This window comes from Brachybacterium sp. 107 (genome assembly GCF_052379725.1).
Lineage (GTDB): Bacteria > Actinomycetota > Actinomycetes > Actinomycetales > Dermabacteraceae > Brachybacterium.
In genome coordinates, this window is record NZ_JBQSYW010000014.1 from 1 (window position 1) to 13,083 (window position 13,083).

Consider the following 13,083-nt stretch of genomic DNA (forward strand, 5'->3'; position numbering starts at 1 on the left):
CGCCGCGGCCCCCGTAGGGGCAACCGCGCCGCGTCTCGTCGTCGGCGACTCAGGAGCTGAGCGGGCGGTCGTCGCCGACCTCGGCATCGCCGCCACCGCTCGTGGACTCCGCGTCCAAGTCGTCCTGCTGCCCACTGCTGAGCCGCTCCTTGGCGGACGCCGCGGCCCCCGAGGCCGAGGCGGCAGCACCTGACGCGGCACCCTTGGCCGCAGAAGCGACCTCCGGAGCCTTGTCCTTCACGGTGGTCGCGGTGTCCTGCGCGACACGACCCGCGGTCTCCTTGGCCTGCGTGGCGCGACGCTGGACCTCAGGATCATCGGCGACCTGCCGTGCCGTGCGCTCGAGGGACTCGTACGGGCCGCGACCCGCACGGGAACCGACCACGAATCCGACCGCGAGACCGGCCAGGAAAATGAACTTCTTCATCACTGCCTCCTTCAGAACGTCGGTGTCGTGCCCGCATCGTGTCACAGCCCGGTCACGAACGTCCTGCGGATCCTACCGACTGGTTCAGCACAGCGCGCCCGACGAGGGGCGTCCAGGCAGATCCCGCGTCGTCCCGGAATGGTCCCATCCCGGTTACACAACCTCCACGAATCGGAGCACCGGTGAGCCTCCGCGGCGGTGCGGAGGATCTACCATCACAGGAGGGCGATGAAGCCCTGCGCCGACTGTTTCCGCCGTCCTGCACGGCGACCGAGGAGAAGACACGTTGTCCACGTCGCAGTTCCCGCTCGATGAGCGCACGACCACCACGCTGACCATCGAGGACGTCGCCGCACAGGTGCGCGCCTGGGTCGATGCCGCCGCCACCCGCTCCGTCCCGGGGCCGGCGAAGATGCTGTCGGATCTCCTGCGCGATCCGCAGGGTCTGAACTTCACCCTCGCCTTCGTGGATCGCGTGATCCGCCCTGAGGACCCGAAGGCCGCGGCCGTCGAGCTGCGTCGTCTCGCGCAGGATCCGCCGGCCTTCCTCCCGCCCGCGCTGCGTCGGGTGGTCTCCCTGGGCGGCGTCGGCTCGCGCATCGCGCCGTCCCTCGTGGTGCCCACCGCCCAGGCGGCGATGCGCCGGATGGTCTCCCACCTCATCCTCGACGCCCGCAGCGGCCCGCTCTCCACGGCCATCACCCGGCTCACCGCCGATGGCACCGCGCTCAACATCAACCTGCTCGGCGAGGCCGTCCTCGGCGCTCAGGAGGCGACCCGTCGGCTGCAGGGCGTGCGCGAGCTCGTCGCCCGGCACGACGTCGACTACGCCTCGATCAAGGTCTCCTCGATCGTGGATCATCTGCCGCTGTGGGCGGCCGCGCAGACCGTCGACCACATCGTCGAGACGCTGCTCCCGCTGTACCTCGAGGCGGCTCACGGGGACCATCCCACGTTCCTGAACATGGACATGGAGGAGTTCCGCGACCTCGAGCTGACCCTGCAGGTCTTCGAGAAGCTCCTGGACCGTCCCGAGCTCTCCCGGATGCCTGCCGGCATCGTGCTCCAGGCTTACCTCCCCGACGCCCCGTCGGCGATGGCTCGGCTGCGACGCTTCGCCGAGCGCCGGGTGGCCGACGGCGGCGCTCCGATCAAGGTGCGCCTGGTCAAGGGCGCGAACCTCGCGATGGAGAAGGTCGACGCCTCCGTGCACGGCTGGATGCAGGCGCCGCTGCTCAGCAAGGAGGAGACCGACGCCCAGTACAAGCGGGTGCTCCTGGACGCCCTCCATCCCGAGCAGCTCGCCGCCGTGCATCTCGGGGTGGCCGGCCACAACCTGTTCGACGTCGCCTTCGCGCATCTGCTCATGGGAGAGCGCGGGATCCCTGCGGGGGCCGGCAGCGGCGTCGAGTTCGAGATGCTCGCCGGGATGGCTCCCGGTCAGCAGGCCGTGGTCCGGGAGGCGACCGGCACCATGCGCCTGTACGTGCCCGTCGTCCACCCGCAGCACTTCGACGTCGCCGTGTCCTACCTCGTGCGTCGCCTCGAGGAGAACGCCTCCTCGGAGAACTTCCTCTCGGCGGCCTTCGAGCTCGACACCCAGGCGGACCTGTTCGAGCGGGAGCAGCAGCGGTTCGCCAGGGCGCTGGACCGCGCCCTCCGGGAATCCTCGCTGCCCACCCATCGCGATCAGGACCGCTCCACCGAGACGCAGGGCGCCCTCGCCCAGCTGGGGAGCTCAGCCCTGCCCTCCGTTCCCGGCGCCTTCCGCAACACCCCGGACACCGACCTCTCGACTCCCGCGAACCAGGAATGGGCCGAGCAGATCACGCATCGCATCCGCAGCTCCTCGCTCGGGGAGGACGAGGCGCGTGCGGCGCGGATCGAGACGGTGGAGGGGGTCCGCAGCACGATCACGCGGGCGCTCGCCGCGGGGCAGGGGTGGGCCGCCCTCGACGTGGAGAAGCGCGCCCTGATCCTGCGCCGCGTCGCCAGCACGCTCTCCGCGCATCGCGGCGACCTGCTCGAAGTGATGGCCTCGGAGACCGGCAAGACCCTCGAGCAGGGAGACCCCGAGGTCAGCGAGGCGATCGACTTCGCCCTCTACTACGCGGAGCAGGCGGAGCGGCTCGCCGCCCTGAAGGACGTCACCTTCTCCCCGCGACCGCTCACGCTGGTCACCCCGCCGTGGAACTTCCCGGTCGCGATCCCCACCGGAGGCGCCCTCGCCGCCCTCGTCACCGGAAGCGCCGTGATCATGAAGCCGGCGCCCCAGGCCCGCCGCTGCGGAGCCCTCCTGGGCCGTCTCTTCCACGAGGCCGGAGTGCCGCAGGACGTCTTCACGCTCGTCGATGTCCCCGAGGACGAGGTGGGGCGGGCGCTGATCTCCGACCCCCGCATCGACCAGCTCGTCCTCACCGGAGCATCGGACACGGCCGCGCTGTTCGCCTCCTGGCGGCCCGAGCTGCGGATCCTGGCCGAGACCAGCGGCAAGAACTCCATCATCGTCACTCCGCACGCCGATCTCGACCTGGCCGCCCACGATGTCGCCGCGAGCGCCTTCGGTCATGCCGGCCAGAAGTGCTCGGCGGCGTCGTTGGTCATCGCCGTCGGCTCCGTGTCCCAGTCCCGCCGCTTCTCCGCCCAGCTCGCCGACGCCGTGCTCAGCCTGCACGTGGGCGAGCCGACGGATGCGACCGTGCAGATGGGACCGGTCATCGAGCAGCCCGGCGAGAAGCTCGCCTCGGGTCTCACGGAGCTCGGCGACGGCGAATCCTGGCTCGCCCGTCCCCGGCAGCTGGACGACAGCGGCCGCCTCTTCACCCCCGGTGTGCGCACCGGTGTCGAGGAGGGTTCCGCCTTCCACCGCACCGAGTACTTCGGTCCGGTGCTGGGCATCATGCACGCCGGCTCCCTCGAGGAGGCGATGCGCATCCAGAACGGCACCGATTTCGGGCTGACCGCCGGCCTGCACTCCCTGGAGCCTGCCGAGGTCGCCTGGTGGACGGAGCACGTGGAGGCCGGGAACCTGTACGTCAATCGCGGGATCACCGGAGCGATCGTGCAGCGCCAGCCCTTCGGCGGCTGGAAGCGCTCCGCGATCGGTCAGACGGCGAAGGCCGGCGGCCCCAACTACCTGGTGCACCTGATGGACGCCGCCGATGCCGCGCCGCGCGTTCCGGGCCAGGACGAGGCGTGGCTCGAGCGCGCCCGACACTCGGACCGGGAGCACTGGTCCTCCACGTTCGCACCGCGCGATCAGCAGCAGCTGCACGGGGAGATCAACGTGCTGCGGTACCTGCCCCTGCCGGTCATGGTGCGCGCCGCTCCCGGGACCGCGCCGGCGGAGCTGACCCGCGTGCTGCACGCCGCGGCGACCGTGGGTGCCGACGTGGAGGTCTCGGTCGCCGATGCCGAGCTGGCGGCGGTCGCCACCGCTTCGGGGCTCGAATCCACCCAGGTCCTCGTCGAGGGCGCCGCGGATTTCGCGCTGCGCATCCCGGATCTGGAGCAGGCCCGCGTGCGGCTGATCGGGGAGGTGGACCCTGCCCTGCGGTCCGCCATAGCGGAGCACATCACGGTCGCCCTGTTCACCGGTGCCGTCGTGGTCTCCGCACGGGTCGAAATGCTGACCTTCCTGCACGAGCAGGCGATCAGCGCGACGAACCACCGCTACGGCAACCCGCTGCCCGAACCCTTGGACCTCACCGGCGGCCGAGGGTGGTTGCGCGGCGACGCCTGAGACACGTCCGGAGCCTGCCGGGCGCACCTGGGGGACGACAGCAGCACGAGGTCGTACTCTGCTCCCGTCATTCTTGAGTACCAGCTCGAAGGAGCTCCATGCCCGACGGCGACCCGGCATCCCCGCACCCCGAGACCCCGGGCGATGCCTCGACCTCGGGGGCCCGCACGACGACGTCCCGTACGACGGCGGCCCGTCCGCCCCGGGACCCGTTCCTCGACAATGCGCGCGGCATCCTGATCACCCTGGTGGTCGTCGGGCATACGATCGAGAGCTTCTTCCAGTCCTCCGAGATGCTCCCGGACACCATCTACACCTGGATCTATTCGTTCCACATGGCGGGCTTCGTCATGATCTCGGGGTTCCTCTCCCGCTCGTACCGCAATGAGCCCCGACAGGTGCGCCGTCTGCTCACCTCGATGGTCGTGCCGTATGTGATCTTCCAGCTGATCCACGAGTTCGCCAAGATGGTCCTGCTCGGCGACCAGTACCACCTCCAGCTCTTCCTGCCGGCCTGGACGCTGTGGTTCCTGCTGGCACTGATGCTGTGGCGTCTGGCGACCCCTGTGCTGCGCCAGCTGCGCCACCCGTTGGTGTTCGCCGTCGCGATCGCCGTGATCTCCCCGCTCGATCCGGGACTCGACTCGACCCTCACCGTGGGCCGGCTGGTGAGCATGCTGCCGTTCTTCGTGGTCGGCCTCGTGTGCACGCCGCAGATGCTCGAGCGGCTCAAGGCCTTCCGCCACCGCTGGCTGGGAGCGCTCGTGCTGCTGGGGGCCCTCGTCTGCACCGTTCTGATGCGGGAGGACTTCAGCACGTCGATCTTCTTCCTCCGCGAGGCGTACGACGAGGACAACGGGCTGCTCATCGGCATGGTCCTGCGCCTCGCCGTCCTCGCAGTCGGGGTGATCGGCGCCCTCGCCCTGCTGATCGTGACGCCGCGGGGCCGCTCACCGCTGACGACGCTGGGTGAACGCTCGCTGACCGTGTATCTGCTGCATCCTCTCGTCCTGGTCTCGTTCCGGTACGCCGACGAGGTGCCGGACATCACCTCGACCTGGTGGGGAACCCTCGGCCTGGTCGTCGCAGCGCTGCTCCTCACGGCGATCCTGGGCTCGGGGATCGTGGGCCGGCTGACGCGCTGGGTGACGGATCCACCCATCGGGCACCTGCTGGTGAAGCCCGAGGAGAAGCCGGAGGAGAAGCCGGACGCCTCGTCGCGCCCGACGACTGCCAGGTCCTGACCCGAGGGGCGCTCTGCCGTGGCCCGTTCCAGACTCTCGACCAAACGCTGTGCGACAGGTCACGCCCGCGGCTAGCGTAGGGCGGGACCGATCCCGCTCCGACCGCACAGAGGTGCCTCGTCATGCCCATCCCGTCCGCGCCGTCACGGCGCACCGTCCTCGCCGCCACCGCGCTCGGAGGCGGGGCGCTGAGCGCTGCGCCTGCTCTGGCCGCACCTGCCCTGGCCGCGCCCGCCCTCCCCGCACCGACCGAGAGGACCGATCCTGCCGTGACCGAGATGGACCCCGAGGGCGGCAAGGCCCCGTCGCCGCGCGAGACCTCCCAGCGCGCGGTCGACGCGACCCGCGCCCTGCTCACGAACTTCCCGGCCGAGACCGATCCGGACATGCTCATCGAACGCTTCCCCCGCCAGGCGGACGACCCGGAGTTCACCTACGTCTGGCCGCTCTCCCAGGCCCGCGCCGCCGTCACCGAGCTGATCACCGCACTGGACGCGGGCGGCCCGTCGGCCGATCTCGGCGATCTCGATCTCGACGCCGCCGACGCGGCGCTGATCCGCGCCCAGGAGCACTACTGGTACCCGCAGGGCGGGACGACCGGTGTGCCGGGATACACCGCCGCCACGGACTCGCAGCAGGGCGCCAACGGCGACTTCTTCTACGACGACAACGACTGGATCGCCCTGCTCGAGATCGAGCAGCACCTGGTCAGCGGCGGCGCCGCCGGGGACCTGGATCGGGCGGTCGAACTCCTGGAGCTGTTCCGCTCCGGGGAGTCGACCGATCCCTCGCTGCCCTCCCCCGGCGGGATCTTCTGGACCCAGGGGGACTGGAACCACTCCCGCAACACGGTCTCGACCTTCCCCTCGGCGAAGGTGGCGCTGCGCATCCATCAGCTCACCGGCGACGAGAGCGCGCTCGAGGACGCCCTGCGCTGGATGGCCTGGGGCCGGGACACCCTGCTCGATCCCGACGTCGGGCTGTTCTGGGACAACATCGATCTCGAGGGGAAGATCGACAGGACCTTCTGGACCTACAACCAGGGGGTCCCGCTGGGCTGCGAGGCTCTCGCTTACGAGCTCACCGGCGATGCGACGCACCGGGACAACGCGCTGGCGCTGGCCCGATCGATCGTCGCCTACTACGACCCCTACACCACGGGGGCGGGATTCGACGAGCAGCCGATCCAGTTCAACGCCATCCTGCTGTCGAACCTCCTGATGGCCGAGTCGATCCTGGGCGCTCGGGTCCAGGGTCGGAAGATCACGCAGGCCTACGCTCAGCGGCTGTGGGAGGACCGGCGCGATCCGGAGACGGACCTGGTCATCGGCTCCCGCGAGACCGACGTCGGCACCCACCTGCTCGACCAGGCCGGCTTCGCCCGCACCCTCGCCCTCGCCGCCACCCCGCGGCGGCAGTGGACGCACCTGAGCTGAGCCAGGGCCGGCCCAGCGGCCCAGCGGCCCAGCAGCCCCAGCGGCCCAGCGGCCCAGCGGTCCAGCGGTCCCAGCGGCTCTAGCAACTCAGCGGCTCCAGCGGCCCAGCAGCCCCAGCGGCCCCAGCAGCCCAGCGGACCAGCGGACCAGCGGACCAGCGGACCAGCGGACCAGCGGACCAGCGGACCAGCGGTCCCAGCGGTCCCAGCGGTCCCAGCGGTCCCAGTGCGACCTTGGCGCTGTCCTCGATCTGCGGAGGGCGCGCCAAGGACGCACTGGAAGAGCGATATCTGACATCCGCCCGAGGTGCGCGGCTGGGTCCTGCCCGGATCCCGCTCAAGCCCGCCCGGTGCCCATCGATCTTCTCCACGAGCCGCGTCCCTGTCTGGTCACGTGTACCGCACTCCACGGTCCGCGTCCCCTGCTTGGTCTCGCGTACCGCTCTTCACGGGCCACCGGCCACGGGCCACGGCACACTCCTCACGGGCTCACGGGCTCACGGGCTCACGGGCTCACGGGCTCACGGGCTCACGGGCTCACGGGCTCACGGGCTCACGGGCTCACGGGCTCACGGGCTCACGGGCTCACGGGCTCACGGGCTCACGACGGTCTCCACCCTCCTGCGACGAGGGCGGCGCGAACGCGCGCCACCGCCTTTCGGCAGCCGAAGGACAGATCGTCCGCTGTGGTCCGCACCTCCTGCCATCCTGCCGCTCGACGGCGATCTCCCCGTGAGATGTCTTTGGCCAGCTGCTCGGCCCGGAGATGGTGCGGGCCCTCATGCTCGACGACAACCTTCCACTGCGGCCAGTGCAGGTCGGGCTCGCCCAGATCGCATGGCCCCTCGTCCGCCTCCACCGGCCCCGAGATGCGCACGTTGGCCAGCGGCTCCGGCAGGCCAGCAGCGACGAGGGCGAGGCGGAGCCTGGTCTCCGCGGGAGAATCACTGCTGGTTCGGACCTGATCCACCGCCCGACGCAGCTTCCGGGCACCACGGCCCGAGAACCGCTGCGTTGCGTCCGCGAGATCGACGCACGTGGTGTAGGGCTCGGCGCGACCCTCGAACTTCGAGCGCGGCCTCCGCACCAGATGATCGCCGATGGCCACGAGCGCGTCCTGACGCAGTGTCCCGGCCAGATCGAGGTATGTCCGGATCCTCGAGGTGATCCGTACTCCGGAGTCGCTGCCGAGCAGGGTCGGCTCCATCGGGAGGAGGCTCCACCTCAGGAGTGCCGTCTCCCGACGCCGTACGCCGGCAGTCGCCAGATGGATACGGGTGTCCACCCAGTTCCCGCGCGGTCTGAACACGGATCGACCCGACCTATGCCCGGTCGACCTGACAGGCTCGACGACGTCCTCGGACAGGGCGCCGGGCAACGGGAACTTCCAGAGTCGAGCAGCCGTGAGCCCGGCGGCGAAGACCGCGGGGTCCTGGCGGCAGTACGCGGCGACGATATCCAGCTCGGTGAGCGGGAGGTCACGGCGCGCCCACAGCCCACGGGCCACGGAGCGCAGATCTGACGCCCTCAGCCGAGCGCTGGAGACATCGAGCCCCGTCGCCTCCTCCGTCGTGAAGACGGCGAAGGGCAGATCTGGAGGAAGTGGGCGCGGTCGGCTCGGCATACCGACAGCATCGAACACCTGAACGCGGCTCGTCGGGTTGTGCACACATCGCAGGTCAGCTGAGGACGAACCCTTCCTCCCCAGCTGACGACGCAGGTCCGCGGCGCACAGAGAAACACCGAGGAACACCGAGGAACACAGAGGAACACAGACACCGTCAGCGCCAACTGTCGACGTGCCCCGGCTGTCGATCGCGAGACGCTGAAGCGCGCCGCCCTCAGTGGAAGCGCGCCGCTCTCAGCAGAGGCGCCAGACCCCCGTGCCCTCGTCGAGTGCGTCCTTGGAGCTGGATAAGCAGTCCTAGGGCAACGCCAAGGACGCACTCGATAGGCATCGCACCAGGAAGTCCTGCGGGGAATCCGTCCCGACGACCGAACGATCGCACGGACACGGATGCGGGTAACTGCGGTCAGGCGGTGCTGGAGGTCAGGCGGTGCTGGAGGTCAAGCGGTGCTGGATGTCTGGAGGTGCTGGAGGACAGGCGGTGCTGGAGGACGGGCGGTGCTGGAGGGCAGGCGGTGCTGGCCGTGCCGGAGGGCGGGCGGTGCTGGAGGTCAGGAGGTGCTGGCCGTGCCCACCCGGGCGCCCTCGGGGACTTCGCCGCCCTCGTCGCCGAGCACGGCGTCGCCGAACACGGAGACGTCCGCACCGAAGGTCCAGCGGCCCTGCACGTCGAGGCTGGTGGCCTCCTTGAGGGACGGCACACCCTGCGGGAAGCGCGGTTCGAAGTCCTGGATCAGCTTGTAGCAGTCAGGGGCGAGCGACACCGTCGGCACCGACTCGACCTGCTGGACCAGTGCCGCGCGCTCATCGAGCGCATAGACGTCCGACCGCATGAGGAGCAGGTCGCTGGTGGCCTTCACCGGCAGGAAGCGGTCACGTCCCACCACGATGGCGGTCGCCCCGTCGAACACCTCGATCGCCGCGCCCATGGCGGACTCGATCTGGTAGACGGGCGTGCTGGTCTTGTCGGCGGGGTCCACCGTCTTCTCGTTGCGGATGAGCGGAAGACCCATGATGCCGCCCTGCTTCTCGAGCACGGCCGCCATCTGCTCGAGATCGAACCACAGGTTGTTGGTGTGGAAGAACGGGTGGCGGTGCTCGTCGGTGAAGTAGTCCATCTCCTCCGCCGGGGTCTGGGCCGTGTCCCGCAGGATGAGGCGGCCGTCGGACCTGCGCACGGCGAGGTGGCCGCCCTTGCGGTCCGCGGGGGTGCGACGGCACAGCTCTGCCGCGTACGGAGCGCCGGTGGCGGCGAACCAGGAGGCGATCACCGGATTGGGCACGGTGCCGAGGTTGTCCGAGTTGGAGACCGAGGCGTACTTGAAACCGGCGTCCAGCAGCTGCTGGAGCAGGCCGGAGGTCTGCAGGGCGGTGTAGATGTCGCCGTGTCCGGGCGGGCACCACTCGAGCGTCGGGTCCGCCTCCCAGTCCACCGGGGTGAGGTCGTCGACCCGGAGCTTGGGCTCCTTGTTCTGCAGGAAGTCCAGGGGCAGGTCGCCCACGGGCAGGTCCTCGTACTTCGCGAGCACCTCGAGGGTGTCCTCGCGGGTGCGGAAGGAGTTCATGAAGATCAGCGGCAGGCGCGAGCCCGTGCCGCGGCGGGCGGCGAGGACCTGCTCGACGATGAGGTCCAGGAAGGTCTTCCCCTCGCGCACCGGCAGCAGCGACTTGGCACGGTCCAGGCCCATCGAGGTGCCCAGGCCGCCGTTGAGGTTGATGATCGCGAGCTGGTCGAAGACCTGCTTGGCGTGCGCGGGATCGATCGAGACGTCCTCGAGCAGCGGCGGGTCGAGGTAGGGCTCGATGGTGTCCTCGGGGATGGAGCCGGTGACCCCGTCCTCGAGCTGCCCGTAGTAATGGGAGAAGACGTCGATCGCGGTCTGTGCGACCCCCTCGTCGGCCATCTTCTTCTGCGCTGCGGAAAGTCCTTCGGTGCTCATGGGTCCAGGGTATCGGGGCGGGCGGGTGCTCCGCTCCGTTCGCCTCCAGGAGCCTCTCGCCCCGCCTTCGTACGATGGCGCGATGAGCACCTCCCTGCAGCAGCTGCGCGAGCTGGTCCGCGACCACGACATCCGGGCGGTCGTGTCGGATCTCGACGGCGTGCTGCGAATCTTCGACGGGTCGCTGTGGGCCGAGCTCGACGGGATCACCGGGACTCCCGCCGGCACGGCGTACCAGGCGGTGCTCGGTCATCCGTTCCTCGACGAGGTGGTGCGCGGGCGCGGCACCCATCGCCGATGGCGCGAGCACGCCGCCTCCGCACTGGTCGCGGCAGGCAGCAGCCCGCAGGCGGCCGACGCCGCGATCGCCGCCTGGCTCGCCTCCCCCGCCCGCATCGACCAGGGGGTCCTGACGCAGCTCGAATCGCTGCGCGCCGCGGGACTCGGGGTGTTCGTGCTGACCAACGGCACGGACCGGGTGCCCGAGGAGCTCGAGGAGCTGGGGATGACGCCCTTCCTCGGTCCGGGCCGACGCTTCCTGCTGAACACCGCAGATCTCGGCGCGGCCAAGCCCGACCAGGAGGCCTACGCCCGCGCCCATGCCCGGATCGAGCAGGAGCTCGGAACGTCGCTGCGCCCCGACCAGGTCGCCTTCCTCGACGACTCCTCCCGGCATGTGGGCGGGGCTGTCCGCTTCGGATGGCGGGCCGTGCTCCACCACGCCCCGTCCGACCCTGCCTCAGCGGGCACCGCGGACCCGATATCGGAGGACCCGTCGGAGAACCCACCCGCACTCCCCTAGAATCGACTGCTATGAGCACAGTCCTGTCCGCGGTCGCCTGGCCGTACGCCAACGGTCCCCGCCACATCGGCCATGTCGCCGGTTTCGGCGTCCCCTCCGACGTCTTCTCCCGCTACATGCGCATGGCCGGGAACGACGTGCTCATGGTCTCCGGCACCGACGAGCACGGCACCCCGATCCTCGTGGAGGCCGACTCCGAGGGCATCACCGCGCGCGAGCTCGCCGACCGCAACAACCGCCTCATCGTCGAGGACCTCGTCGCGCTCGGGCTGTCCTACGATCTGTTCACCCGCACCACGACGCGCAACCACTACCAGGTGGTGCAGGACATGTTCGTGACCGTGCGGGACAACGGCTACATGGTCGAGAAGCTGACCTCCGGCGCGATCTCCCCGTCGACCGGCCGCACCCTGCCCGATCGCTACATCGAGGGCACCTGTCCGATCTGCGGCGCCGGCGGCGCCCGCGGCGACCAGTGCGACAACTGCGGCAACCAGCTCGACCCCACGGACCTCATCGACCCGATCTCCCGCATCAACGGGGAGACCCCGGAGTTCATCGAGACCTCCCACTGGTTCCTCGACCTCCCGGCCCTGGCCGGCGAGCTGGGCCGCTGGCTCGACGACCGCGAGGCCACGGGCCTGTGGCGCCCGAACGTGATCCGCTTCAGCCAGAACATCCTCGACGACATCAAGCCGCGCGCGATGACCCGAGACATCGACTGGGGCATCCCGGTGCCGGGCTGGGAGGACCAGCCGAACAAGCGCCTGTACGTGTGGTTCGACGCCGTGATCGGCTACCTCTCCGCCTCGATCGAGTGGGCGCGCCGCAGCGGCGACCCCGAGGCGTGGCGCGCCTGGTGGAACGACCCCGAGACGCTCGCCTATTACTTCATGGGCAAGGACAACATCGTCTTCCACTCGCAGATCTGGCCGGCGGAGATGATCGCCCAGAACGGGAAGGGCGACAAGGGCGGCGAGCCCGGGAGGTTCGGCGAGCTGAAGCTCCCCACCGAGGTCGTCTCGAGCGAGTTCCTCACGATGGAGGGCAAGAAGTTCTCCTCGTCGAAGAAGATCGTGATCTACGTGCGCGACATGCTCGAGCGATACCAGCCCGATGCGCTGCGCTACTACATCTCGGCCGCGGGTCCGGAGAACCAGGATGCCGACTTCACCTGGGTCGACTTCGTCTCTCGCACCAACAACGAGCTGGTCGCCGGCTGGGGCAACCTGGTCAACCGCACCGCGGCGATGATCGCCAAGAACGTCGGCGAGATCCCGGCCGCCGGGGAGCTCGAGGAGGTCGACGAGAAGCTCCTGGGCGCGATCCGGCAGGGCTTCGACACCGTCGGCGGTCTCATCGAGGCGCACCGGCAGCGCGCCGCGATCGCCGAGGTCATGCGTCTCGTCGGCGAGGCGAACCGCTACGTCTCCGAGACCGAGCCCTTCAAGATGAAGGCCGACGAGCAGCGGCCCCGCCTGCTCACCGTGCTGCACGTCCTCGCGCAGGCCGTCACCGACCTCAACACGATGATGGCTCCCTTCCTGCCGCACTCGGCCAACGAGGTCGAGAAGGCGCTGGGCGGGGAACGGCTGATCGCCCCGATGCCCTCGATCGTGGAGGTCGACGACCTCGACGGCGGTCCCGGATACCCGATCATCACCGGCGACTACACGGGCGTCCCGGCCTGGGGGCACCACCCGGTGGGCGTCGGCCAGAAGGTCGTGAAGCCCACCGGCATCTTCGTGAAGCTCGATCCGGTCATCGCGGAGCAGGAGCTCGAGCGGCTCGAGGCCACGACCGCGGCCGATCCGCAGGGCTGATCCAGAGGGCTGATCCAGAGGGCTGGTTCGGAGGGCTGATCCC

The 13,083-nt window shown here is 70.0% G+C and carries 8 protein-coding genes; 5 read left to right on the top strand and 3 right to left on the bottom strand.

Annotation, left to right across the window (positions count from 1 at the left end):
* Nucleotides 1-49: 49 nt before the first annotated feature.
* The gene (locus tag ACT3UL_RS14175; protein ID WP_193117549.1) at nt 50-427 is read right to left on the bottom strand and encodes a hypothetical protein; all 378 of its coding nucleotides are present in this window, start codon (nt 425-427) and stop codon (nt 50-52) included.
* A gap of 286 nt (nt 428-713) precedes the next feature.
* Between ACT3UL_RS14175 and ACT3UL_RS14180 the strand changes: the two genes are divergently transcribed.
* The 3 genes from ACT3UL_RS14180 (at nt 714) to ACT3UL_RS14190 (ending at nt 6,849) form a co-directional block, all read left to right on the top strand.
* Nucleotides 714-4,169: a bifunctional proline dehydrogenase/L-glutamate gamma-semialdehyde dehydrogenase gene (locus ACT3UL_RS14180; RefSeq protein ID WP_444578897.1), complete on the top strand. Its 3,456-nt coding sequence runs from the start codon at nt 714-716 to the stop codon at nt 4,167-4,169.
* A 98-nt stretch (nt 4,170-4,267) separates the two neighbouring features.
* On the top strand, nt 4,268-5,413 hold the full coding sequence (locus tag ACT3UL_RS14185; protein WP_193117548.1) for an acyltransferase family protein: 1,146 nt from the start codon (nt 4,268-4,270) through the stop codon (nt 5,411-5,413).
* 122 nt (nt 5,414-5,535) lie between these two features.
* Nucleotides 5,536-6,849: a glycoside hydrolase family 76 protein gene (locus ACT3UL_RS14190; protein ID WP_193117547.1), complete on the top strand. Its 1,314-nt coding sequence runs from the start codon at nt 5,536-5,538 to the stop codon at nt 6,847-6,849.
* A gap of 600 nt (nt 6,850-7,449) precedes the next feature.
* On the opposite strand, the gene ACT3UL_RS14195 is transcribed toward ACT3UL_RS14190, so the two are convergent.
* Together ACT3UL_RS14195 and ACT3UL_RS14200 are read right to left on the bottom strand one after the other, a co-directional pair.
* Complete coding sequence (locus ACT3UL_RS14195) at nt 7,450-8,472, bottom strand: hypothetical protein (RefSeq protein ID WP_443351779.1); 1,023 nt, start codon at nt 8,470-8,472, stop codon at nt 7,450-7,452.
* A 554-nt stretch (nt 8,473-9,026) separates the two neighbouring features.
* On the bottom strand, nt 9,027-10,415 hold the full coding sequence (locus ACT3UL_RS14200) for a UTP--glucose-1-phosphate uridylyltransferase (protein ID WP_193117545.1): 1,389 nt from the start codon (nt 10,413-10,415) through the stop codon (nt 9,027-9,029).
* A gap of 82 nt (nt 10,416-10,497) precedes the next feature.
* Between ACT3UL_RS14200 and ACT3UL_RS14205 the strand changes: the two genes are divergently transcribed.
* A complete protein-coding gene (locus ACT3UL_RS14205) occupies nt 10,498-11,217 on the top strand; it encodes an HAD family hydrolase (RefSeq protein WP_444578900.1) in 720 nt (239 codons plus the stop codon).
* A gap of 11 nt (nt 11,218-11,228) precedes the next feature.
* The gene (gene metG / locus ACT3UL_RS14210) at nt 11,229-13,040 is read left to right on the top strand and encodes a methionine--tRNA ligase (protein ID WP_444578901.1); all 1,812 of its coding nucleotides are present in this window, start codon (nt 11,229-11,231) and stop codon (nt 13,038-13,040) included.
* Nucleotides 13,041-13,083 lie beyond the last annotated feature (43 nt).